The sequence below is a fragment of the Streptomyces sp. NBC_01077 genome (assembly GCF_045162855.1).
In the GTDB taxonomy this organism is placed as follows: domain Bacteria; phylum Actinomycetota; class Actinomycetes; order Streptomycetales; family Streptomycetaceae; genus Streptomyces.
In genome coordinates this window covers 5,436,980-5,459,985 of the sequence record NZ_CP108669.1, presented here as the reverse complement: position 1 = coordinate 5,459,985, position 23,006 = coordinate 5,436,980, and the positions used below count along the sequence as shown (strand labels likewise).

Annotated in this window: 19 protein-coding genes; 2 read left to right on the top strand and 17 right to left on the bottom strand. The window is 70.2% G+C overall.

Annotation, left to right across the window (positions count from 1 at the left end; translation table 11 throughout):
* From OG462_RS24700 to OG462_RS24625, 16 genes are all read right to left on the bottom strand, one after another.
* Positions 1-3,750 carry an amino acid adenylation domain-containing protein gene (locus OG462_RS24700; RefSeq protein WP_406060788.1) on the bottom strand — a complete coding sequence of 1,250 codons (3,750 nt, stop codon included), beginning with the start codon at positions 3,748-3,750 and terminating at the stop codon, positions 1-3.
* A 505-nt stretch (positions 3,751-4,255) separates the two neighbouring features.
* Positions 4,256-4,927: a maleylpyruvate isomerase family mycothiol-dependent enzyme gene (locus OG462_RS24695; RefSeq protein WP_406060786.1), complete on the bottom strand. Its 672-nt coding sequence runs from the start codon at positions 4,925-4,927 to the stop codon at positions 4,256-4,258.
* Entirely contained in the window at positions 4,927-6,327 is a 1,401-nt protein-coding gene (ahcY, locus tag OG462_RS24690; protein WP_406060784.1) for an adenosylhomocysteinase, read from the bottom strand. Before ahcY ends, OG462_RS24695 begins: the two co-directional genes overlap by 1 nt.
* Positions 6,320-7,180 (bottom strand): methylenetetrahydrofolate reductase [NAD(P)H], encoded by an 861-nt coding sequence (gene metF, locus OG462_RS24685; RefSeq protein WP_406060782.1) that lies wholly within the window; start codon positions 7,178-7,180, stop codon positions 6,320-6,322. Before metF ends, ahcY begins: the two co-directional genes overlap by 8 nt.
* Positions 7,177-10,662 carry a methionine synthase gene (gene metH / locus OG462_RS24680; protein WP_406060781.1) on the bottom strand — a complete coding sequence of 1,162 codons (3,486 nt, stop codon included), beginning with the start codon at positions 10,660-10,662 and terminating at the stop codon, positions 7,177-7,179. Before metH ends, metF begins: the two co-directional genes overlap by 4 nt.
* Before the next feature lie 19 nt (positions 10,663-10,681).
* Entirely contained in the window at positions 10,682-11,665 is a 984-nt protein-coding gene (locus OG462_RS24675) for a carbohydrate kinase family protein (protein WP_406060779.1), read from the bottom strand.
* A gap of 3 nt (positions 11,666-11,668) precedes the next feature.
* Positions 11,669-12,877 (bottom strand): methionine adenosyltransferase, encoded by a 1,209-nt coding sequence (gene metK / locus OG462_RS24670; RefSeq protein ID WP_406060777.1) that lies wholly within the window; start codon positions 12,875-12,877, stop codon positions 11,669-11,671.
* Complete coding sequence (locus tag OG462_RS24665; protein ID WP_030322008.1) at positions 12,874-13,125, bottom strand: phosphopantetheine-binding protein; 252 nt, start codon at positions 13,123-13,125, stop codon at positions 12,874-12,876. The genes metK and OG462_RS24665 overlap by 4 nt, the downstream gene beginning before the upstream one ends.
* 22 nt (positions 13,126-13,147) lie before the next feature.
* Positions 13,148-13,615 carry a holo-ACP synthase gene (gene acpS / locus OG462_RS24660; RefSeq protein WP_406060775.1) on the bottom strand — a complete coding sequence of 156 codons (468 nt, stop codon included), beginning with the start codon at positions 13,613-13,615 and terminating at the stop codon, positions 13,148-13,150.
* Between the two features lies 1 nt (position 13,616).
* Positions 13,617-14,516, bottom strand: a complete 900-nt coding sequence (locus OG462_RS24655; protein WP_406060774.1) for a hypothetical protein — start codon at positions 14,514-14,516, stop codon at positions 13,617-13,619.
* A gap of 47 nt (positions 14,517-14,563) precedes the next feature.
* Positions 14,564-15,457 (bottom strand): diiron oxygenase, encoded by an 894-nt coding sequence (locus OG462_RS24650; RefSeq protein ID WP_406060772.1) that lies wholly within the window; start codon positions 15,455-15,457, stop codon positions 14,564-14,566.
* A gap of 26 nt (positions 15,458-15,483) precedes the next feature.
* Positions 15,484-16,527, bottom strand: a complete 1,044-nt coding sequence (locus tag OG462_RS24645) for a class I SAM-dependent methyltransferase (RefSeq protein ID WP_406060770.1) — start codon at positions 16,525-16,527, stop codon at positions 15,484-15,486.
* Positions 16,524-17,372, bottom strand: coding sequence for a class I SAM-dependent methyltransferase (locus OG462_RS24640; protein ID WP_406060768.1), 849 nt, complete (start codon positions 17,370-17,372; stop codon positions 16,524-16,526). The genes OG462_RS24645 and OG462_RS24640 overlap by 4 nt, the downstream gene beginning before the upstream one ends.
* A gap of 94 nt (positions 17,373-17,466) precedes the next feature.
* On the bottom strand, positions 17,467-18,006 hold the full coding sequence (locus OG462_RS24635; RefSeq protein WP_406060766.1) for a MaoC family dehydratase: 540 nt from the start codon (positions 18,004-18,006) through the stop codon (positions 17,467-17,469).
* Between the two features lie 64 nt (positions 18,007-18,070).
* Entirely contained in the window at positions 18,071-19,276 is a 1,206-nt protein-coding gene (locus tag OG462_RS24630) for a trans-sulfuration enzyme family protein (RefSeq protein ID WP_406060764.1), read from the bottom strand.
* Between the two features lie 86 nt (positions 19,277-19,362).
* Positions 19,363-20,796 carry an MFS transporter gene (locus tag OG462_RS24625; protein ID WP_406060762.1) on the bottom strand — a complete coding sequence of 478 codons (1,434 nt, stop codon included), beginning with the start codon at positions 20,794-20,796 and terminating at the stop codon, positions 19,363-19,365.
* 165 nt (positions 20,797-20,961) lie between these two features.
* Between OG462_RS24625 and OG462_RS24620 the strand changes: the two genes are divergently transcribed.
* Both OG462_RS24620 and OG462_RS24615 read left to right on the top strand, forming a co-directional pair.
* Positions 20,962-21,660, top strand: a complete 699-nt coding sequence (locus OG462_RS24620; RefSeq protein ID WP_406060760.1) for a hypothetical protein — start codon at positions 20,962-20,964, stop codon at positions 21,658-21,660.
* A 101-nt stretch (positions 21,661-21,761) separates the two neighbouring features.
* Positions 21,762-22,514, top strand: coding sequence for a hypothetical protein (locus tag OG462_RS24615; protein ID WP_406060758.1), 753 nt, complete (start codon positions 21,762-21,764; stop codon positions 22,512-22,514).
* A 75-nt stretch (positions 22,515-22,589) separates the two neighbouring features.
* On the opposite strand, the gene OG462_RS24610 is transcribed toward OG462_RS24615, so the two are convergent.
* The gene (locus OG462_RS24610) at positions 22,590-22,997 is read right to left on the bottom strand and encodes a hypothetical protein (protein WP_406060756.1); all 408 of its coding nucleotides are present in this window, start codon (positions 22,995-22,997) and stop codon (positions 22,590-22,592) included.
* Between the last annotated feature and the right edge of the window lie 9 nt (positions 22,998-23,006).

The window sequence follows — 23,006 nt, the reverse complement described above, 5'->3', positions numbered from 1 at the left end:
CTACTGCCCCAATCGGTACCTGACCTTCTTGATCAGTTCGTTCAGGTCCGGCTGCCGCAGCAGGCTGTAGTGGTCCGCGTCCAGCTCCACCACCGTCGGCGGGCGGGTCGACCAGCCCGCCGCGTTCTCCAGGAACGAGTAGTCGTCACCCGCCGCCTTGAAGAGGGTGACCGGGCACTTCACCTGGCGTTCCGACAGCTCCCTGAACGTGTACGTGAACTCGAACGTCTCCTCCACGATCGCGACGATCCGGACGATCAAGTCCGGGTCCAGGGCCGGGAAGCGGGTCGCCACCAGCTTCACGAAGCCCTCCCTGTCGTCCGCCCGTACCGTCGGGTCGATCGCGCCCGCGAACACCGAGTACAGGATCGTCACGAACGCCGGGTTCTCGTAGTCCGCTCCCCCCGTCTCCGACGAGCGGACCTTCGGCGAGCCCGGCGCGATGAGGAACAGGTTCTCCACCTGCTCCCCCGCCGCCTCAAGGAGATGCGCCGACTCGAAGGCCACGCGCGCGCCGAACGAATAGCCCCAGAGGGTGTACGGGCCCGCCGGCTGGCGCCGCCGGATCGCCTCCACGTCCGCCGCCGCCATGTCGCGGATCGTCGCATACGGCTCCTCACCCCGGTTGATGCCGTACGCCTGCACCCCGTAGAAGGGGCGGTCGATGCCGATGTCCTCCGCCAGGTGCCGCAGGTTCATCGTGGAGCCGCCGAGGCCCGGCCAGCAGTAGACGGGCGGCTGCGCGCCGGCCGCGTGGAGCCGGACCAGACGGGAGGCCGGGGTCGCGGCCGCACCGTCCAGCTGATGGGCGAGCCTCTCGATCGTCGGCCGGTCGAAGAGGATCTGGAGCGGCAGCCGGGAGCCGAACTCGCGGTTGATCCTCGTGACCAGTGCGACGGCGATGAGGGAGTTGCCGCCCGACTCGAAGAAGTCGTCCAGGACGGACACCGCCTCGACCTCCTCGTACTTCAGCGCCGTCGACCAGATCTCCGCCAGCCTGCTCTCCGTACGCGTGCGCGGGAGGACGTGGGGGCGACCGTGCAGGCCGGCGTTGACCACGGCCAGCTCGGCCAGGGCCTTCGTGTCCACCTTGCCGTTCGCCGAGAGCGGCAGCCGGTCCAGGACGACGACCCGGTTCGGGATCATGTAGTCCGGCAGGTGGTGGACCAGGTCGTCGCGGATCATCTCCGCCGGGCCCTTCATGTGGACGGTGTCCTCGTACATGCCCTCGCTCAGCCGCTGCTCCTCGCTGACCCGGCCGCCCACGAAGAAGTACGAGGGGCCGGTCGGGCGGCCCGCCGCCGTCAGGATCTCGTCCATACGACGGGCCGCCGGGAGCGGGTGACCGGACTTCGAGCTGTATCCCGAGGACATGAACCCGAGGCCGTGGTCGCCCAGTTGGAGCCGCTGGAGCGCTCGCCCCAGGTCGATGTACGCACGGTTCGTGTCGGTCGTCCGGCTGATCACCGTGATGCCGAGCCGCGCCCGCTCGTAGACCGCCTGGTTGATCGCGATCACGTGCTTCTTCTCGATCAGGGAGGAGGAGATGCGCGTGAAGTCGCCGCTCTCGTAGGCGTATTGGGCCTCCGGAAGGCCGGCCATGCCGTTGCCGTGGGTCTGGACGTAGACGTCCACCTCCGGGGCCGTACGGGACTCCTCGTCGTACGGGATCACCTCGAAGGTCCCGTACGCGCCCCCGGAGCGCGGCCTGATGTCCAGGCCGTAGCCCGGCAGGATCTCCTCGAACAGGCCCACCATGTGGCCCGTCTCGATCTCCAGGACCTCCTGGATGTTGTTCCTGTAGACCGGTTCGATCGCCGACCGCCGGCCCCGGAAGACCAGGCCCAGGAAGGGGCCGGTCGCCCCGGGCGTTCCCGCGTCCTCGTCCTCGTCCTCGTCCTCGTCCTCGCCCGTCAGATACAGCTGATGGCGGACCGGATGGTAGTAGTACGTGCCCGGCTCCAGGCCCGCGATGCCGCGCAGCTCCACATACAGCTGGGTCGCGTACAGCGCGCCCGGTGAGGCGTAACCGTACTTCGGGAGCAGCCGCTCCTCGCTCGTGAACTGGCCGAACCAGCGGAGGATCTCACCCAGGTCCGCTGCCGTGAGGCTGCCGACCGCCCGGGAACCGATGCCCTCCGGGCGGCGGGCCAGGGCCGCCAGGACGTCCGCGCGCGTGACCTCCCCGCCCTCGTAGAAGCGGTACGTCTTACGGGCGAAGACCGTGCGGCGCATCCGGTCCGTGGGCGTGCTGCCGGGGAGCGCGACCGCGGGGCAGCCGGCGAGGTCGGCGTCGGGGCGGGTGCCGGCGTTCGAGAGCTGCGCCTTGACCTGGAGCTTCGACTCCTTCGACTGGTGGTGGGCGCCGTGGTTGCCCTGGTCCATCAGAGCGGCTTCCTTGGGCGACAGCTCGACGCACGCGACGAGGTTCTGGAAACCCGTGCGGGGCTCGTCCTTCACGATGACCGCCGCGTTCTTCACCCAGTCGTGGTCCTCGATCGCCAACGCGATCTCGTCCAGCTCCACGCGGAAGCCGCGCAGCTTGATCTGGTTGTCGGCGCGGCCGGCGAACTGGACGGTGCCGTCCTCGTTCCAGTGGGCCAGGTCGCCGGTGCGGTAGAGGCGTTCGCCGGTCTCGGTCGTGATGAAGCGTTCCGCCGTCAGCTCGGGCCGGTCCAGGTACCCCCGCGCCACCTGGACTCCACCGATGCACAGTTCACCGTCGCGTATGTGGAAGGTCGTGTCGTACGCCGGTCTGCCTATGGGGATCGCGGACGGACTCGCGGCCGCGGTCAGGGTCGCGCGGTCCACCGTGTGCGAGGAGGCGTTGATCGTGCACTCGGTGGGGCCGTAGAGGTTGATCAGCTCCGCGGAGGGGAGCTCGGCGAGGAGCTGCGCCGCGAGATTACGGGACAGGATCTCCCCGCCCGAGTACACGCGGCGCAGGGTGGTGCAGGAGGCGAGACGCTCGGTGTCGACCAAGGCCTGGAGGAGGGTCGGGACGCCCTGGAGCATCGTCGCGCGATGGGTACGGATGGTGTCGATGAGGGCCTCGGGGTCGCGGTAGACACCGGGCGGGCCCACGGCGAGACGGGCGCCCACGGCCGGGGCGAGGATCTCCCACTGGGCCGCGTCGAAACTCATCGGCGTCTTCTGGAGGACGACGGCGCCCGGGGCGAGGTGGTGCTCCGCCGCCATCCAGCGCATCTGGGCGACGATCGAGCGGTGCTCGACCATCACGCCCTTCGGCCTGCCCGTCGAACCCGAGGTGTAGATGACGTACGCCAGGTCGCTCTCGCGGACCGTCGCGTACGGCTCCGCCTCCTGACCTGCGGTGCTTGCGGTACGCCAGGCGTGCTGCACCGCGTCGCCGAGCGTGACGACGGTCGTGCCGGCCGGGGCGAGGTCGGTGACGCGGGCGCGGAGATGGTCCTGGGTGACGACGATGCGGGTACGGCTGTCCTCGATCATGTACCGGACGCGCTCTTCCGGGTACTCGGGGGAGAGAGGGACGTAGGCGGCGCCGGAGCAGAGGGTGCCCCAGGTCGCCGTGACCAGTTCGAGCGACGGATCGGTGTGGATGCCGACCCGGTCGTCGGCCTGCACGCCGAGGGCCCGGAGGTACTGGGCCAGGACCAGGGCGCCCTCCGACAGCTCCCGGAAGCTGAGGGTCTCGTTCTCGTAGACCACGGCGGTGGCGTCGGGGCGGTGCAGCGTCTCGGCGTAGAGGAGACGGTCGAGCGTGCGCATGGTGGTCCCTTCGGTCTGCGGGTCCGCCGAGCCGCCCGTCGTGAGCCGAGCCCCCGGTTGTGGGCCGAGCCCCCCGTTGTGGGCCGAGCCCCCCGTTGTGGGCCTCCGTCCACCCCGTTGTGGGCAACTGTTCCTCCCCCAGACTCCGTCCGGGGGGACCCCCAGGGGCGGAACGGGTGGGCACAACGGAACGGCGCCCCTTGCCGGGCCCAGGCTTCCGCGCCTGAACCCGCACCCCATGCGCGCCGCACTCGGTGGTGCGGGTCCAGGCACAAGGGGCGGAGGCGCCGCCAGAGCGCGCCGTCCCGTGTGCCCACCCGTCCCGCCCAGCGGGACGATTGCCCACACGGGGGTGGGGCGGGGCGCCGTCCTGCGGGGCGCAGCCACACGGGGGTGGGCGGGCGGGATGGGCGCGCGCCAGGGAGCCGGGGCCAGCGAGCCGGGGTCAGCCCCGAGTGCCCGGCGGGGCGGGGTCAGCCCCGAGGGCCCGGCGGGCGGGGCGGGGTCAGCGGTAGATGAGGAGTTCGTGTTCTGTTGCGCCTGTCAGTTCGTAGCGGGTTCTCACCAAGGGGCGGCCCGCGTAGATGCGGATCAGGGTGGAGGCGTCGCCCTTGAAGGTCGCTGCCGGGCGGCCTTCTATGGCGTTGCCCAGCGCCACCGGGGTGTCCTCGCGGTCCTCCAGGACTCCCACCAGTCGCGGCGTCTCGCGTTTGCGGCTCGTCACCGTCAGGAGGGGGAGTGCCAGGGTCAGCGCCTCACCGCAGTACGCGCCGGGTTCGCCGAAGGCCTCCCTCACGTCTCCCGCGTGGACCCATTCGCCGAGCGCCACCGCGTCGAGCCGGCCGTCCTCGCGTTCGGCGATGACCGGGCCGGCCTCGGTGAGGCCGCGTTCCAGTTCGTCGAGGATCCGGGCGATGGGCCAGTCCTCGCGTTCGGCCACGTCGCAGGCGTTCGCCTCCGGCAGGAAGACGCCTTCCTCCAGGCGGCCCTCGACGATCCTGACCAGGGCCGCTCCGCAGTGGGCGAGGACCTGCCTCGCCGTCCACCCGGGGCATGCGGTGCGGAGCTCGTACGCCTTCTCGGGTGTCCTGCGCAGGAGCGGCATCAGCAGGTCCCGCTCCGTTCTCAGGAGGCGGTCCGGGAGCCACGGGTCGCGCTCATCGTCGGCGGTACACATCAGTAGCGGTAGTGGTCCGGCTTGTACGGGCCACCGACCGGGACCCCGATGTACGACGCCTGCTCGGGGCGGAGGGTCGTGAGGCGTACGCCCAGCGCGGCCAGGTGCAGTCGTGCCACCTTCTCGTCCAGGTGCTTCGGCAGCGTGTACACGTCCACCGGGTACTCCTCCGGCTTCGTGAACAGCTCGATCTGCGCCAGGGTCTGGTCCGCGAAGGAGTTCGACATCACGAAGGAGGGGTGGCCGGTCGCGTTGCCGAGGTTCAGCAACCGCCCCTCCGACAGGACGATCACCACCTTGCCGTCCTCGAACGTCCACGTGTGGACCTGCGGCTTGACCTCGTCCTTCACGATCCCCGGAATCCGCGCCAGGCCGGCCATGTCGATCTCGTTGTCGAAGTGGCCGATGTTGCCGACGATCGCCTGGTGCTTCATGCGGGCGATGTCGGACGCCATGATGATGTCCTTGTTGCCGGTGGTCGTGATGAAGATGTCGCCCGTCTCCACGACGTCCTCCAGGGTGGCGACCTGGTAGCCGTCCATCGCCGCCTGGAGCGCGCAGATCGGGTCGATCTCCGTGACGATGACACGGGCCCCCTGGCCGCGGAGCGACTCGGCCGAACCCTTGCCGACGTCCCCGTATCCACAGACGACCGCCGTCTTGCCGCCGATGAGGACGTCCGTCGCACGGTTGATGCCGTCGATGAGCGAGTGCCGGCAGCCGTACTTGTTGTCGAACTTCGACTTCGTCACGGCGTCGTTGACGTTGATCGCCGGGAAGAGCAGCGCGCCTTCGCGGTGCATCTCGTAGAGCCGGTGCACGCCCGTCGTGGTCTCCTCCGTCACGCCACGGATGTCGGTGGCGATGGTCGACCAGTCGAGATCACTGTTCTCCAACAGGGCCCGCATGACGGCCAGTTCCTCGTTGGTGGCCTCCGGCAGCCTGCCAGTCTTCTGGCGCTCGACGCCCAGGTGGACAAGGGCCGTCGCGTCGCCGCCGTCGTCCAGGATCATGTTCGGGCCGCCGGTAGGCGTGTTCGGCCAGGTCAGGGCCTGCTCCGTGCACCACCAGTACTCCTCCAGGGTCTCGCCCTTCCAGGCGAAGACCGGGATTCCGGCGGCGGCGATCGCGGCGGCCGCGTGGTCCTGCGTCGAGTAGATGTTGCAGGACACCCAGCGGACCTCGGCGCCGAGCGCGACCAGGGTCTCGATCAGGACCGCCGTCTGCACGGTCATGTGGAGCGAGCCGGTGATGCGGGCGCCGGCGAGCGGCTGCTGATCCGCGTACTCCCGGCGGATGGACATCAGGCCCGGCATCTCGTGCTCGGCAAGGGTGATCTCCTTGCGGCCGAACTCGGCCAGGGATATGTCCGCCACTTTGTAGTCGGTGAACTCAGACATGGACAACGCTCCTTGCGCTCATGATGGTGCGGTGGATTTCCAGGGCCGCCGTCGACTTGTTCAGCGTGATGTAGTGCAGGCCGGGCGCCCCCTCGTCGAGCAGCCGCAGACCCATCTGCGTCGCGTGCTCCACGCCGATGCGGTACGCCGCGGCCGGGTCGTCCTTCGCCGCCTCCAGACGGTGCGCCAGGACCTCGGGGAACGCGGCGTCGCTCAGCTCCGCGAAGCGCCGGATCTGGCGTACGTCCGTCGCCGGCATGATCTCCGGGATGATCGGGGTGTCGCAGCCGGCCGCCGCGACCCGGTCCCGCAGCCGCAGATAGTCCTCCGGGTCGAAGAACATCTGGGTGATGGCGTAGTCGGCGCCCGCACGGCACTTGGCCACGAAGTGCGCCAGGTCGTCGGCCGGACCGGCCGACCGGGGATGCCCCTCCGGGAAGGCCGCCACCCCGATGCGGAAGTCGCCCAACGAGCGGACCAGTTCCACCAGTTCGTAGGCGTACGCGAATCCCTGCGGGTGCGGCGTCCACGCGCCGCGCGGGTCGCCCGGCGGGTCGCCGCGCAGGACGAGCACATCCCGTACGCCCGCGTCCGCGTACGCGCCGATGATCGCCCGCAGTTCCGCGACCGAGTGACCGACGGCCGTCAGATGCGCGACCGGCCGCAGGGTGGTCTCGGCCGCGATCCGCTTCGTGACCTCGATGGTCCGGTCGCGGGACGAGCCGCCCGCGCCGTACGTCACCGAGACGAAGTCCGGGGACAGGGCCTCGACCCGGCGGATCGCGTCCCACAGGGTCCGCTCGCCCTTGTCCGTCTTCGGCGGGAAGAACTCGAAGGAGAAGGTCACACTCACCTGCGGCCTCCCGCGTTGAAGTAGCTCGCCTCCGGGTGGTGGACGACGATCGCGTCCGTCGACTGCTCGGGATGCAGCTGGTACTCCTCCGACAGTTCGACCCCGATCCGCTCGGGGCGCAGGAGGGCGGCGATCTTCGCCCGGTCCTCCAGGTCGGGGCAGGCCGGGTAGCCGAGCGAGTAGCGGCAGCCCTGGTACTCGGTGCGCAGCATCCCCTCGATGCCGGCCGGTTCCGAGGCCCCGGCGATGCCCCATTCGGAGCGCACCCGGGCGTGCCAGTACTCGGCGAGCGCCTCGGCCAACTGGACGGAGAGGCCGTGGAGTTCGAGATAGTCCCGGTAGGCGTCGGCGGCGAAGAGCTTCGCCGTCGCCTCGCCGATCCGGGAGCCGACGGTGACCACCTGGAGGGCGACGGCGTCGATCTCGCCGGAGTCCTCCGCGCGGTGGAAGTCGGCCAGGCAGAGGCGGCGGCCCCGCTGCTGGCGGGGGAAGGAGAAGCGGGTCCGCTCGCCTCCGTCCTCGTCCAGGACGATCAGGTCGTCGCCCTTGGACACACAGGGGAACCAGCCGTAGACGACCGCTGCTTCGAGGAGGTGGTCCGTCTGGAGGCGGTCGAGCCAGGCACGCAGCCGCGGCCGGCCCTCCGTCTCGATGGTCTCGGTGTCCTTGAGGCCCCACTGGCCCTTGAAGAGGGCGGTCTCGTCGAGCCAGGAGGCGTACTCGGCGAGCTGGATGCCCTTGACGACGCGGGTCCCGAGGAAGGGGGGTTCGGGGACGGGGTTGTCGGCGGCGACGTCGGAGCGGCCGGCCGGCTCGGGCTCCCGCGCCTCCGTGATCAGGGCCGGGCCCCCCGGTGTCGCAGTGCGTTTCGGCACCCGGCGCTGCTTGAGCGGCGGGAGGACGGCTCCAGGGACGCCCCGCTTGACGCCCATGAGCGCGTCCATGAGGCGCAGGCCCTCGAAGGCGTCGCGGGCGTAGCGGACCTCGCCCTGGTAGATCTCGTGCAGGTCCTGTTCGACGTATGCCCGGGTGAGGGCGGCTCCGCCGAGGATCACGGGGAACTTGGCGGCGAGTCCGCGGCCGTTCAGTTCCTGGAGGTTCTCCTTCATGATCACGGTGGACTTCACGAGGAGTCCGGACATGCCGATGACGTCGGCCCGGTGCTCCTCGGCCGCCTCCAGGATCGCGGAGACCGGCTGCTTGATGCCGATGTTGACGACGTTGTAGCCGTTGTTGGAGAGGATGATGTCGACGAGGTTCTTGCCGATGTCGTGGACGTCGCCGCGGACGGTGGCGAGGACGATCGTCCCCTTGCCGTCGGCGTCGGTCTTCTCCATGTGGGGTTCGAGGTAGGCGACCGCCGTCTTCATGACCTCGGCGGACTGGAGGACGAACGGCAGCTGCATCTGGCCGGAGCCGAACAGCTCACCCACCGTCTTCATGCCGTCGAGCAGGATCTCGTTGACGATCTCCAGGGCGGGACGCCCGGCCAGGGCCTCGTCGAGATCCGCCTCCAGACCGTTCTTCTCACCGTCGATGATCCGGCGCTTCAGACGCTCGTCCAGCGGCAGCGCGAGAAGCTCCTCCGCCTTGCCGGCCTTCAGGGACTTCGCCGTCGCGCCCTCGAAGAGTTCGAGGAGCCGCTGCAGCGGGTCGTAGCCGTCCCTGCGGCGGTCGTGGATCAGGTCGAGCGCGACCTCCACCTGCTCCGGTTCCAGCCGGGCGATCGGCAGGATCTTCGACGCGTGCACGATCGCCGAGTCCAGGCCCGCCTTCACGCACTCGTCGAGGAAGACCGAATTGAGGACGATCCGCGCGGCCGGGTTCAGACCGAACGAGATGTTGGACAGGCCCAGCGTGGTCTGCACGTCCGGGTGGCGGCGCTTCAGCTCCCTGATCGCCTCGATCGTGTGGATGCCGTCCCTGCGGGACTCCTCCTGACCGGTGCAGATCGTGAACGTGAGGGTGTCGATCAGGATGTCCGACTCCCTGATCCCCCAGTTCCCGGTCAGGTCCTCGATGAGGCGCTCCGCGATCGCCACCTTCTGCTCGACGCTGCGGGCCTGGCCCTGCTCGTCGATCGTCAGCGCCATCAGCGCGGCGCCGTGCTCCTTCGCCAGGGCCGTGACCTGCGCGAACCGCGATTCGGGGCCGTCGCCGTCCTCGTAGTTGACCGAGTTGACGACCGCCCGGCCGCCGAGCTTCTCCAGACCGGCGCGCAGCACCGCGATCTCGGTGGAGTCGAGGACGATCGGCAGCGTGGAGGCCGTCGCGAAGCGGCCGGCCAGCTCCGCCATGTCCGCGGTGCCGTCCCGGCCCACGTAGTCGACGCACAGGTCGAGCATGTGCGCGCCCTCGCGGATCTGGTCCCGCACCATCTCGACGCAGTCGTCCCAGCGCGCCTCCAGCATGGCCTCGCGGAACTTCTTCGAACCGTTGGCGTTGGTGCGCTCGCCGATCGCCATGTACGCGGTGTCCTGCCGGAACGGCACATGACTGTAGAGGGAGGACGCGCCCGGCTCCGGCTCGGGCCGCCGGTCGAGGACGGCCGCGCCCCGCACCCGGACCACGATCTCCCGCAGGTGCTCCGGAGTCGTACCGCAACAGCCGCCGACGAGAGCGGGGCCGTACTCGCGGACGAACGCCTCCTGAGCGTCCGCCAGTTCGGCCGGCGACAGGGGGTAGTGGGCGCCGTCGGAGGTGAGGACGGGCAGGCCCGCGTTCGGCATGACCGAGATCGGGATACGGGCGTGCCGGGACAGGTGCCGAAGGTGCTCGGCCATCTCCGCCGGCCCCGTGGCGCAGTTCAGGCCGATCATGTCGATGCCGAGCGGCTCCAGGGCGGTGAGTGCCGCCCCGATCTCGGAGCCGAGCAGCATCGTGCCCGTCGTCTCCACCGTGACCTGCACGATCACCGGCAGGTCCACGCCGGACCGGTCCAGGGCCCGGCGGGCGCCGATGACGGCCGCCTTCGTCTGGAGCAGGTCCTGCGAGGTCTCGATGAGCAGGGCGTCCGCGCCGCCCCGGATCAGGCCCTCCGCGTTCTGCTGGAAGGCCTCGCGCAGCGGCACGTACGTGACGTGGCCCAGGGTCGGCAGCTTCGTACCGGGGCCCATGGAGCCGAGGACCCAGCGGGGGCGCCCGTCGGCGGCCGTGTGCGCGTCCGCCGTGGTGCGGGCGATCCGGGCGCCGGCCTCGGACAGCTCGTACACCTGGTTCTCGATGCCGTACTCGGCGAGCGCGGCCAGGTTCGCCCCGAAGGTGTTCGTCTCGACGCAGTCCACGCCCACCGAGAAGTAGGCGTCGTGGACGGAGGCGACGATGTCGGGGCGGGTGAGGTTGAGGATCTCGTTGCAGCCTTCGAGGTCCTGGAAGTCGTCCATCGTCGGGTCGGCGGCCTGGAGCATCGTGCCCATCGCCCCGTCGGCCACCACGACCCGTTTCGCGAACTCCTCGCGCAGGGACCTCCGTACGACGGTCATGACAGCCTCCTCGATGCCCTCATGAGAGCCCCCTGAGATGGGTGACCAGGGTCGCCGTGCAGCCCACGCCGTACGTCGTCCTGATCCGGTCCAGGAGCGGCTCCCGGTGCAGCCGGTACTCCTGCGTCCCCACGTAGTCGAGGACGGTCGCGGCCACCGCGCAGCCCAGCTGCGCCGCGCACCGCTCCGGCACGCCCCACAGCCAGCCGGCGAGGAACCCGGACCGGAAGGCGTCCCCGACCCCGGTCGGGTCGACGACCGCGGCGACCTCCACCGCCGGCACGGCGAGCGGCTCCCGGCCCTCGCCCCGGATGCGGACGCCCGCCTCACCATGGGTGGTGACCCAGGTGCCGACCCGGCGCAGCACGTCCGCCTCCGTCCACCCGGACTTCTCCAGGAGCAGAGCCGTCTCGTACTCGTTGGTGAACAGGAACCGGGCCCCGTCCACCAGTTCCCGCACCTGCTCCCCGTCGAGCCGCGCCAACTGCTGCGACGGATCGGCGGCGAAGGGAATCCCCAGGTCACGGCAGGTGCGGGTGTGCCGCAGCATGGCCTCGGGGTCGTCCGGGGAGACCAGGACCAGTTCCAGCCGGCCGGTGCGCGCGACGACCTCCCGAAGGTCGATCTCGCGCGCCTCGGCCATCGCCCCCGCGTAGAAGGTGGCGATCTGGTTCTGGGCCCGGTCGGTCGTACAGACGAACCGGGCGGTGTGGAGCGACTCGCTGACGCGCACCGAGTCGGTGTCCACACCGTGGTCCTTCAGCCAGACCCGGTACGGCTCGAAGTCGGCGCCGACCGCGCCCACGAGGGCGGGACGGAGGCCGAGCACACCGAGTCCGAAGGCGATGTTCGCTGCCACTCCGCCACGCCTGACCTCCAGGTTGTCGGCGAGGAACGACAGGGAGACCCGGTCGAGCCGGTCGGCGAGCAGCTGCTCGCTGAACCAGCCGGGGAAGGTCATCAGATGGTCGGTCGCGATGGATCCCGTGACAGCGATACGCATGGCCTACTCCCCCACTGCCTTCTTCAGGGCCTCCACGCGGTCCGTGCGCTCCCACGTGAACTCGGGGAGCTCGCGGCCGAAGTGGCCGTACGCCGCCGTCTTCGCGTAGATCGGACGCTTGAGGTCCAGGTCGCGGATGATCGCCGCCGGGCGCAGGTCGAAGACCGCGGTGACGGCCTCCTGGATCCGCTCGTCCGGCAGGGTGCCCGTGCCGAAGGTCTCGACGAAGAGACCGACCGGCTCGGCCTTGCCGATCGCGTACGCCACCTGCACCTCGCAGCGGGACGCGAGACCGGCCGCGACGACGTTCTTCGCGACCCAGCGCATCGCGTAGGCGGCTGAGCGGTCGACCTTCGACGGGTCCTTGCCGGAGAAGGCGCCGCCGCCGTGCCGGGCCATCCCGCCGTACGTGTCGATGATGATCTTCCGGCCGGTGAGTCCGGCGTCGCCCATCGGGCCGCCGACCTCGAAGCGGCCGGTCGGGTTCACCAGGAGCCGGTAGCCGTCGGACTCCAGGCTCACGCCCTCCTCGACCAGCTCCTTGAGGACGTGCTCGACGACGTACTCGCGCACGTCCGGGGTGAGCAGGCCCTCGACGGAGATGTCGGCCGCGTGCTGCGAGGACACCACCACCGTGTCGAGACGGACCGGGCGGTCCCCGTCGTACTCGATGGTGACCTGGGTCTTCCCGTCGGGCCGCAGGTACGGCACGGTGCCGTTCTTGCGGACCTCGGTCAGCCGGCGCGACAGCCGGTGGGCGAGCGCGATCGGCAGCGGCATCAGCTCGGCGGTGTCGTCGCAGGCGTAGCCGAACATCAGGCCCTGGTCGCCGGCGCCCTGCGCGTCGAGCTCGTCGCCCGCGCCCTCGACCCGGGACTCGTACGCCGTGTCGACACCCTGCGCGATGTCCGGCGACTGCGCGCCGATGGACACCGAGACGCCGCAGGAGGCGCCGTCGAAGCCCTTCGCCGAGGAGTCGTAGCCGATGTCGAGAACGGCCTCGCGCACCAGCTTCGCTATCGGCGCGTACGCCTTGGTGGTGACCTCGCCGGCGATGTGCACGAGACCCGTGGTGATCAGGGTCTCCACCGCGACCCGCGAGGACGGGTCCTCGGCGAGCAGCGCGTCGAGAATGGTGTCGCTGATCCGGTCGGCGATCTTGTCGGGGTGTCCCTCGGTCACCGACTCCGAGGTGAAGAGGCGGCGACTCATGCCTGGGCCTCCACCGGGGTCTTGAAGAAGTGCTGCTCGATGGCACCGAGGGTGCGGATGGACTCGACCTCGAGGGTCTCCATCTGGATCGCGGTGCCGCTCTCCTGCTCCAGGAGGAAGACGAACTCGACGAAGGACAGCGAGTCGATGAGCCGGTTCTCGATCAGGTCGAGGTCGGACGCGATGTCGTCGCGCTCGGGGTGACGCTCGAGGATCCAGTTCTTCACCGTCTGCAGGCCGTCGGCCATGGTTGCTCTCCTTTAGCTGCTGCTAGCTACTGCTGCTGGATACGTAAGGGGTGGGGGCGGTGTACGGGGCGGGGGCGATGATCGGTGCGGCCACCGCCACCGCGTAGTCCACGTCGTGGCTGATGGACACGGTGATCTCGGTGATGCCGGACTCGGCGGCCATCTCGGCGGCCGCCCGGTGCAGTTCCACGAGCGGCCAGCCGCCCTCGGAACGCCGCACCACGATGTCCGGCCAGGGCAGGAACCTGCCCCTGACCCGTAAGGTCTTGAAGGCCGCTTCCTTGGCCGCGATCCGCCCGCACAGGCTCAGTACGTCGAGCCCGGAGGAGGTACGGCAGTCGGCGAGCTCGCCGGGGGTGAGCATCCGCTCGAAGAACCGCTCCCCGTACTGGGCGAGGAGCCTGCGGACACGGTTGACGGACACGATGTCCATGCCGAGGTTCGCCCACCCCAGGCCGCCCGCCGGCGGGGCGGCGGGACGGGCCGGCACGTCAGATCACCGGCCCGGCCGCGCCACTCGCACCGGCCCGCAGGCGGGCGTTCGCGTCGAGCACCGCCGCGGTGGCGGCCTCCCAGCCGCCGTGGCGCCGGGTCAGTGCGGACAGCCAGCGCTCCAGGCCGAAGGCGACACAGCTGGTGAAGGCCGGTCCGCCGGTGGAGGCGAGGGTGATGTCGCAGCGGTCGCCGAAGAAGTTCCGGTGCGTGTTGACCGAGGCGATCGCCAGGTCCTCGTACAGGAACTCGTACTTCACCGGGGTCAGCCGCTGCAGGAGCGCCTTCGAGCCGCCCTTGTCGAAGAAGGGGTCGCAGGCGGCCTCCTTGCGCAGCGGCAGATCGAGCGCCGCGGCGAAGGACTGGATCCGGGTGGTGAAGTCCGCGAGATGCGTCTCGGCGTGCTCGCGCGCGCCGATGGCGACGATCTCCCGCATGCGGAAGCCGAGTTGGCGCCGCATACCCTCGTAGTGGGTCTCCTTGCGGAAGCACCAGGAGCAGATCGTCACGAGGGTGTCGTCGGCGACCTGGGTGCCCTGGTGGTCGAGGTAGACGGCGTAGCAGGACGCCGAGGGCAGGCCGAGGCCGGCCGGTTCGAGGGCGGCGGCGGGCCAGTGTCCCTGCTCGCCGTCGAAGGGGGTGGTGAGGCGCCCCTCCAGATCGAGCGGGGCGGCGAGGACGGCCTGGTGCGGGAAGTTGTCGTAGTAGTCCAGCTTCGCCAGGTCGGCGGCCGGCAGGAGCGGGGGCATGGTCATCGGGCGGGCGCCCGCGGTCACGCCCCAGCTCTCGAAGGTGTCGTCGAGGAGCCGCAGCAGGCGTGTCCCCTCGGGGCCGAGCGAGGGAAGGCCCCTCGTCGATCCCACGTTCTCCCCGGCATGCGCGGGGGTCGTCACGGTCATGTTCTCTTCACCTCTCGGGTGGGAGGTCCAGGACAGGCCCTGGCCGCTCAGACGACGGGCAGTGTGTCGTCGGAGAAGATCCCGGTCTTCAGGAAGAAGGCGAGCGGCTTGCGGATCGCCTTGCGCTCGTGGGGGCGGCGGCTCTCGTCGGCGACCAGCGCGTTGCGCAGGGCCAGCGGGTCGGGGATGCCGGCGTCGCGGTACACGTGGGGGTTGTAGAGGGAGTTGACGCTGTAGACGACGTACCGCTTGAGGTACGCCTCCACCTCGCGGACCCGCTCGGCGCCGACCGCCTGGCACATCCGGCCGTACAGGAGGGAGACCAGCTCGCGCCCGAAGGCGATGTGGCGGGACTCGTCCTGGTGGTGGATGCGGTTGACCTCACGGATGGTGTGGCACAGCGACGTGTCCTTCGCCATCCGGGAGTTGTAGTGGTCGACGAGCTCCTCGAAGAAGAGGATGCGGGTGAAGACGAGGAAGTTCTCGACCTCCGGCTCCCAGGCCGCGTCGGCGCGCATGGCGGTGGAGCCGTAGATCTTGTGGCCGTAGCGGCGGCAGAACTCGGAGAAGAACCACATGTGTTCGTTCTCCTCACCGATGAAGTGGTGGAAGAAGTCCGAGGGCACCTCGAAGCCGGGCATGTGGATGCGGCCGACGACCTCGATGAGGAGCTCGCGGATGCCGTGCACGTTGAGGCTGTAGAAGTTGATGGACTCCCACTTCGACAGGCGCTGAAGCGTTTCCTCACCGAGGGTGTCGTAGTGCTCGGTGCCGTAGACGGTGAGCAGCTCCGGCGTCATCCAGAAACGGTTCTCCTCCAGCGTCTCGGGCCACTGGAAGGTCTGGTACGGGTTGTAGTAGTCCTCGACGGAGCGCTCGCTGAGCCGCTCCAGGACCTCCATGAACCGGTCGGTGACGGGCAGGGGGGCGGTGGCGCCCATGATGGTTCCTCCAGGCTTCGGGGTGTTCAGGGCCGGACTTCGTAGACCGCGTTCACCGGGGTCTCGGTGGCACGGCGCCAGCGGGTGAAGCCGGCCTCCTCCGCGATGGCCCGGAAGGCCTTCTCGCCGGAGTGGTTGCCGAGCGCGTGCGGGCCGCGCTGGGCGACCGCGACGGGCAGGCACATGACGGCGGACAGGGCCATGAACATGCGGGCGGAGGGCGTCTGGACGTCGATGTCCTGCGGGGCCACGTTCGACTCGACGAGCATCCAGGTGCCGTCCGCGTCCAGGGACTTGTGGACGTGCTGGGCTGCGGCCACCGGGTCGCCCATGTCGTGCAGGGCGTTGAAGAAGCAGACCAGGTCGTAGCCGGAGCCCGGGTAGTCGTCGGCCGACGCGACCTCGAAGACGACCCGCCCGGAGAGACCGGCCTCCTCGGCGAGCTCCCGCGCGATCGAGATGGCCTCCTCCGAGTAGTCGAAGCCGTGGACGGTGGCGTTCGGGAAGGCCTTGGCGATGAGCAGCGTGGTGTGGCCGACCCCGCAGCCGACGTCGGCGACGGTGCCGCCGTTCGCCAGCTTGTCGGTGACCTGGTGGAGGGCGGGCAGCCAGTCCGCGACGAGCTTGTGCTCGTACGTCGGCTGGAAGAAGGAGCCCATGCCGGTGTCGAGGGCCGCGTCGTGCTCGGCCCAGCCGACGCCGTCACCGGTGCGGTAGGCCTCCACGAGCAGGTCCTCGGTGGCGTACAGCGCCTTCAGGGCGGTGAAGAACCCGGCCGCGTACGTGACGGCCTTCGGGTCCGCGAGCACCTCGACGTGGTCGGCGGGGAGCGTGTACGTGAGGGAGCTCGGGTGCCGCTCCACGTACCCGGCGGACACCTGCGCGTGCAGCCACTCCTCGATGTACCGCTCGTTCGTGCCGGTCGCCTCGGCGAGTGCGGCAGCGGTGAGCGGGCCCTGCTCGGCCAGCGCCTTGTAGAGGCCGAGGCGCTCGCCGAGGGAGACGGTCAGACCGCGGACGGCCGCACCGGCGTCGGTGATGACCCTCTGGTGGAAGTCGTGGGCGCTCATGCGGCCGTCTCCTCGGAGCCGTTCGATCCCGGCAGGTCGCAGGTGAACAGGAAGGACCGGGGCACGCGCGGGACCGAGCGGGCCGGCACCGGGTAGGGCCAGCGCCCGAAGTCGGCGCCGTCCTCACCGGGCTGCCTGACCTCCCGTACGGCCCAGCCGCAGTCGTCGAGCAGCGCCTCGGGCTCCTCGGTGCCGAAGAGCCACGGGTTGCCGTCGTCCTTCAGGGCGCTGAGGAAGGTGCGGGCGAGCGGGTTCTCCAGGGCGGCCTTGGAGATGACGTCGCCGAGCAGCACGGAGCCGGGAGCGGCGTGCGCGGAGAGCGTCGATATGAGGGTCCGTACGGCCTGCTCCGGCAGGAAGAACAGCAGCCCCTCGACCACCCACAGGACGGGCTCCTCGCTCTTCCAGCCCGCCTCCTTGAGGGGGCCGGTCCAGTCCTGGGTGAGGTCGACGGGGACGGTGATCCTCGTGCGGCCGGCGGGGGCGGGCTCGCCGGCGAGCATCTCGGCCTTGGCCTCCAGGAGGGCCGGGCGGTCGAGCTCGTAGACGGTGACGCCGTCGGGCCAGGGCAGCCGGAAGAAACGGGTGTCCATGCCGGCGGCGAGGAAGACGACCTGGCGGATGCCGCGCTCCTCCACCGCCTTCACTATGGCGCGGTCGAGGTAGGTGGTGCGGATGGCGAGGAACGGCACGGTGCCGCCCCCGGCGTAGCGCTCGAGCAGTTCGAAGCCGATGCGGTCGGCGACGGTGCGCGCGTAGGGATCGGCGAACAGCCGGTCCTCGCGCTCGGTCTCCAGGGCGCGCGCGGCGGCGGTCCACTGGGCGGTGCGGGATACGGCCTCCACAGGAGGTCCCCCTTCACTTCGGTGGATATACGGGGCTTCGGACGGGTCCGGATGTACGGACGGCCGTGTTCAGGGCCGGACGAAGGACGGTTCGTCAGGCGCTCATGACCGGGACACAGGTCTTGGCCGGTCGCACACAGGCGACGGGATCCTCGGCCGCGGGCATCGACGACAGATGGTCGGCCTCGGCATCGGCGGGGCGCCGGCGGAAGATGCTGTGCAGGATCATGCTGAACACGGCCGTCCCGTCGGAGGCCACCAGGGTGCACCGCGGCTTGACGGTGCCGGTGGCGGGATTGAACGGCGACGGGGTGGAGCCGAGGATCTCGACGCGCGCGGTGAGGACGTCGCCCGGGCGGACGGGCCGCAGGTAGCGGACCTCGTCGATGCCGGGCGAGCCCATACAGGCGCTGTAGGCGAGCAGTCCGTCGACGTAGCGACGCATGAACATCGCCTGGGTGTGGAATCCGCTCGCGATCAGTCCGCGGAACTGCGACTGCTCCGCGCGCTCGGGGTCCGTGTGGAAGGGCTGCGGGTCGAAGCGCCTGCCGAACTCCAGCACCTCCTCCGCCGTGACGGTGACGGCGCCCAGCTCGTGGACGTCGCCGGGCCGGAAGTCCTCGAAGTAGCGCATCGCGCGCCCCCCTTGACCTAGGAGTGGTCTTTTCCTGGCACCCCCCAATCTACGAATCGACCATTTATTTTGTCAACCCAAAAGAAAGACTCAAGGACTCTTGTCCGAGGGCTTGTTCGACATCGGCCCACAGGTCCTCGACGTCCTCGATGCCGACCGACATCCGCACGAGCCCCGGAGCTATCCCGGCAGCCCCCAGGGCTGCCTCGTCCAGCTCCCGGTGCGACGTGGACGCGGGGTGCGTCACGAGGGTCTCCACCCCGCCGAGGGAGAGCGCGAGCCTGGCCACCCGCACCCGCTCGATGAAGGCCCGGCCGGCCTCCCGGCCCCCCGCCGGCTCGAAGGCGAGCAGCCCCCCGCCGGCCGAGAGCGCCTTGCGGGCGTGCTCGTACGAGGGGTGGCCCGGGAGCCAGGGGTAGTGGACGGCCGTGACGCCGGGGTGGGCGGTGAGCCGCTCGGCGAGGGCGGCGGCGCTGGCGCAGTGCTCGCGCATCCGCAGCGGCAGGGTGGGGATCCCCCGCAGGGTCAGCCAGGCGGCGAACGGGTCGGCGCAGGCTCCGAGTTCGACCGTCCGGGGCCAGACCCGGCGGCGCAGCTCGTCGTCGGCGAACACGGCGGCGCCGCCGAGGACGTCCGAGTGCCCCGAGAGGTACTTGGTGGTGGAGTGGACGACGATGTCGGCGCCGTGCTCCAGCGGGCGGCACAGGACCGGCGAGGCCAGGGAGTTGTCGACGACGCTCGTCACCCCGAGCGCGCGGGCGGCGGCGAGCAGCCCCGGGAGATCGGGGACCTCGCCGGTGGGGTTGGCGATGGTCTCCAGGACGAGGAGCCGGGTGGCGGGGTGCACGGCGGCGGCCTCCAGTTCGGCCGGATCGTCGCCGGATATCCGTACGACCTCGATCCCGTACCGCTCGGCCAGGTCCCCCAGTACGGCATGGGTCCCGCCGTAAAGACAGCGCTGGGCCACCACCCGGTCGCCGGGCCTCAGGAGGGCGAGCAGGACGCCACTGATGGCGCCCATGCCGGAGGCGAAGGCGATGGCCCCGGCGCCGCCCTCAAGGCCTGCGAGGGTCTGCTCCAGGGCCCGTACGGTCGGGTTGCCGCGGCGGCTGTAGACGTACGTCCCGTCGGGCCCGGCCATGGCGTCCGCGAGCTCGGCGGCGGACTCGAAGGCGAAGGCGGAGGACTGCACGAGGGGGACGGAGAGCGGCCAACTCCCCTGTGGAAGCGGATCGTTGACGACGTGGACGGCTCGGGTGTTCAGTTCCATCGCTTACCCCTTTGCATGGCGTGGGTACGGAAAAGGGGCCGCCCGACGTCCTGGACACGGACATCGGGCGGCCCCTTCGGGGCGGTTCAGGCCGAGACCTTCTCACCCTCGGAGGTGGGGGCGGGGGCTCCGGCGACGGCCTTGTCGCTCTTCATGACGAGGAGCGTGATCACTCCGCCCAGCGCGGCGATGACCGCGGCGCCGATGAAGGCGGCCGAGAACCCGTCGGTGAGGGCGGGCAGGTTGCCGAGCTGGTCGGCGCCCTGGGACATGGCGACGGCGGTCAGCGCGGCGAGACCCAGCGCGGAGCCGACGTTGTAGGTGGTGTTGACGATGCCGGAGGCGAGACCGGCCTGCTCCTGCGGGGCGCCGGACATGGCGGCGATCATCGCGGGGATGTAGGCGAGGGACATGCCGAGCGCGGCGACGAGCGAGGCCGGCAGGACGTCGACGATGAAGGTGCCGGTGGGCGGGACTGCGGCGAGCCAGACCAGGCCGGCGGCGAGGACGAGGAGACCGATGCCGATGAGCGGCTTGGCGCCGAACTTCATCATGAGCCGGGCGGTGATGGCCGTCATGAAGATCATGAGGAGCACGGTCATCGGGAGCAGCGCGGCACCGGACTCGAAGGCGCCGAAGCCGAGGACCTGCTGGAGGTACAGGTTGAGGAAGTACCACATCGGGATCCAGGCGGCACCGAGCAGCGTCATCGCCAGGTTGGCGGAGCCGAGGCGCGGAACCCGCCAGACGCTGAGCGGCATGAGCGGCTCGCTGATGCTCTTCTGGATCACGAAGAAGAGGACCAGGAGAGCGGCGGCGCCGACCAGCTGGAGGATCGTGCCGGTGGAGCCCCAGCCGACCTCGGGGGCGCGGACCACGGCGAAGACGGCGAGCGCGAGTCCGGCGGTGACGGCGACGGCGCCGAGGATGTCGACGGAGCCGCGGCGGGACTCGACGTTCGGGAGGAGCTTGGTGGCGGCGAGGGTCGCGAGGCCGATCGGGATGTAGATGATGAAGACCCACTGCCAGCTCATCCACTCGGTGAAGACACCACCGAGGAAGACGCCCGCGGTGCCGCCGGCCGGGGCGGCGGCACCGTAGAGCGCCATCGCCTTGCCGAGCTCCTTCGGGTCGTGCATGAAGAGCATCATCAGCAGGGTCATGGCGGAGGGCGCGATGAGCGCACCGCCGACACCCTGGACGGCGCGTCCGACGATCTCGACCCAGGCGGTCTGCGCGGCGGCGGCCACGACGGAACCGGCGATCATGACCGCCCAGCCCGAGACGAAGATCTTGCGGGCTCCGACGAGGTCGGAGAGGCGTCCGCCGAGGAGCAGAAGGCCGCCGAAGACGATCACGTAGGCATTGAAGATCCACTGGAGCTCGCTCTGCGAGAAGCCCAGGTCCTTCTGCATCTCGGGGAGCGCGACCCCGATGATCGACGTGTCCATGATGACCATGAACTGGGCGGCGGCGAGCACGACAAGTGCCCACCAGCGCCGGGGATTGACGGTTGACATTGCCCTGACCCTTCGCTCGCGACGACCCCCGACCGGGAGTCGGGGCATACCCCTAGGGGGTACCTGTGCGGTGCACCGTAGCATACCCATGGGGGGTATGTAAGTGTGAGGTGAGGGCGCGTGGGAAGCAGCGCTTCCGCACCCCCCGGCGGGCAGAATGCCCCCATGACCGCCGAGGAAGAGCACCAGATGACCGCAGACGGGGACGCCGCACTCCTCCAGCGCTGGAACGCCACCCTGCACGCCGCCCGCGCCGGCCGCGCGGGCCCCGACCCCACCCCGTACGGCCGGAACCTGCTGACCCGCTGGGCCGAGCCGCAGCGCCGCTACCACACGGTCGACCACCTCCGGGCGGTCCTCGCCCGCATCGACGAACTCACCGACCAGGGCGGCGAGGGCGGGGAGTTGGAGCTCGTACAACTCGCCGCCTGGTTCCACGACGCGGTCTACCGGCCCGACCGCTCCGAGAACGAGGAACGCTCGGCGGTCCTCGCCGAGAAGGCGCTCACCGAGGCCGGACTCACCCCGCACGAAGTGGCCGAAGTCGCCCGCCTGGTGCGCCTGACGACCACGCACGACCCGGCCGCGGGCGACCTGAACGGCGAGACCCTCTGCGACGCGGACCTCGCGATCCTGGCGACCGACGCCCATACGTACAGGGGGTATGCGGCGGCGGTCCGCGAGGAGTACGCCTTCGTCCCCGACGCCGCCTTCCGCGAAGGCCGCGCGGCCGTCCTCCGCCAGCTCCTCGGCCTGCCGCGGCTATTCCGTACGCCTTACGGAGCGGCGGTCTGGGAGGAGAAGGCGCGGGCGAACCTGGAAAGAGAACTCAAAGAACTGACGGGCATCTCCGACGCCGGCTGAGCGCGGGCCGATCCGACGTCAAAACGTGATAAGAGCAAGCCTCTACCGTCGGTAAGATCATTCTGCTCATTCTTCGCCAGCGAGAGATGCCAGGAAAGACCATGAAACTGCGCAGGGCCCTCCCTATTGCCGCCGTAATACCGGCCCTTCTCGCGGTGTCCGCGTGCAGCGGCGAATCGGGGGAATCCGACTCCAAGAAGCCGAAGGCGAGCACGAGCGCCGACGCCGGCTCGAAGAACAAGCAGAGCCCCGAGGAGAAAGAGGCCGCCGAGGCGAAGCGCCTGGGAGCGCTCGACGGAAAGGCCCTCGAAAAGGCCGCCATCACCGGGAGGACCGCGGGCTTCGACGCCAAGAAGATCGCCAAGGCGGAGGTCGAGGCCGGCCGCGGCATGGAGGCCGACAAGAAGGCCTGCCAGCCGCTCGCCAGCCTCATCGGCGGCTTCACGCACATCCCCGCCGTGAGCACGGTGCACCGCTCCCTCCAGCCCGGCGAGGCCACCAACGCGACCGTCGGCTCCATGTGGCTCGCCTCGCACTCCGAGGAGAACGCCACCCGGGTCATGAAGGAACTCCGCGCGGCCGTCACCGAATGCCCCAAGGGCTTCAAGACCCTGGGCCTCACCTACGGCAAGGTCGAGAACCTCCCCGCGCCGAAGCTCGGCGACGAGGCCGTCGGCTACCGGATCACCGGCGACATCGGCAAGCAGAAGGTGCCCATGACGTACACGGTGGTGCGCAGCGGCGGCGTCATCGCGGCGTTCTACGGCGTGAACATGCTGGACCAGAAGAAGGCCGCGATCCCGGAGCCGGTGATCAAGGCCCAGCTGGAGCGGCTCGCGGACGCGACCGGCTGACACCGCGGCCGCGGAAACGGAGAGGGGCCGTCCCCAGTGCATCCGCACTGAGGACGGCCCCCTTTTTCTCGACGGTCAGCCGACATTCCCCGATTCCGCCGGGAACTCCGGCGGCCAGGGGCCGTCGTACAACGACTCCCGCTCGCCCATCAGCTCGTACTCCGCCTCCCGCCAGTTCGGGTGGGAGCTGACGACAAAGCTGTCGCCGTCCCGCTCCAGCATCCAGGTGTAGGCGGCGTCCTCCGCCGGAATGCCGTGCCGTTCGCTGAGCACGCCGAACTCGGCGGCGGACGCCCGCCGGATGTGGAGCCCGTTCTCGTAGAAGGGCTTGAGGAACATCAGTTCCACATGCCCGATAGAGACCTCGACCCTCGTCGTGGTCCGGTCCACCAGTGTGGCCTCACTGGTGAGAAAGAGCTGCCGGTGCGAGGGGAGGAAACCGGTGACTCTGAAGAGCCGCCCCTCCCGGATGAAATCCGTCATGCCCACCAT

Bases quoted from the DNA above. Each gene is read 5' to 3' on its own strand.
- OG462_RS24700 (WP_406060788.1), bottom strand. From the start codon at position 3,750: ATGCGCACGCTCGACCGTCTCCTCTACGCCGAGACGCTGCACCGCCCC.
- OG462_RS24695 (WP_406060786.1), bottom strand. From the start codon at position 4,927: ATGTGTACCGCCGACGATGAGCGCGACCCGTGGCTCCCGGACCGCCTC.
- ahcY (WP_406060784.1), bottom strand. From the start codon at position 6,327: ATGTCTGAGTTCACCGACTACAAAGTGGCGGACATATCCCTGGCCGAG.
- metH (WP_406060781.1), bottom strand. From the start codon at position 10,662: ATGACCGTCGTACGGAGGTCCCTGCGCGAGGAGTTCGCGAAACGGGTC.
- OG462_RS24675 (WP_406060779.1), bottom strand. From the start codon at position 11,665: ATGCGTATCGCTGTCACGGGATCCATCGCGACCGACCATCTGATGACC.
- metK (WP_406060777.1), bottom strand. From the start codon at position 12,877: ATGAGTCGCCGCCTCTTCACCTCGGAGTCGGTGACCGAGGGACACCCC.
- OG462_RS24665 (WP_030322008.1), bottom strand. From the start codon at position 13,125: ATGGCCGACGGCCTGCAGACGGTGAAGAACTGGATCCTCGAGCGTCAC.
- OG462_RS24655 (WP_406060774.1), bottom strand. From the start codon at position 14,516: ATGACCGTGACGACCCCCGCGCATGCCGGGGAGAACGTGGGATCGACG.
- OG462_RS24650 (WP_406060772.1), bottom strand. From the start codon at position 15,457: ATGGGCGCCACCGCCCCCCTGCCCGTCACCGACCGGTTCATGGAGGTC.
- OG462_RS24645 (WP_406060770.1), bottom strand. From the start codon at position 16,527: ATGAGCGCCCACGACTTCCACCAGAGGGTCATCACCGACGCCGGTGCG.
- OG462_RS24635 (WP_406060766.1), bottom strand. From the start codon at position 18,006: ATGCGCTACTTCGAGGACTTCCGGCCCGGCGACGTCCACGAGCTGGGC.
- OG462_RS24630 (WP_406060764.1), bottom strand. From the start codon at position 19,276: ATGGAACTGAACACCCGAGCCGTCCACGTCGTCAACGATCCGCTTCCA.
- OG462_RS24625 (WP_406060762.1), bottom strand. From the start codon at position 20,796: ATGTCAACCGTCAATCCCCGGCGCTGGTGGGCACTTGTCGTGCTCGCC.
- OG462_RS24620 (WP_406060760.1), top strand. From the start codon at position 20,962: ATGACCGCCGAGGAAGAGCACCAGATGACCGCAGACGGGGACGCCGCA.
- OG462_RS24615 (WP_406060758.1), top strand. From the start codon at position 21,762: ATGAAACTGCGCAGGGCCCTCCCTATTGCCGCCGTAATACCGGCCCTT.
- OG462_RS24610 (WP_406060756.1), bottom strand. From the start codon at position 22,997: ATGACGGATTTCATCCGGGAGGGGCGGCTCTTCAGAGTCACCGGTTTC.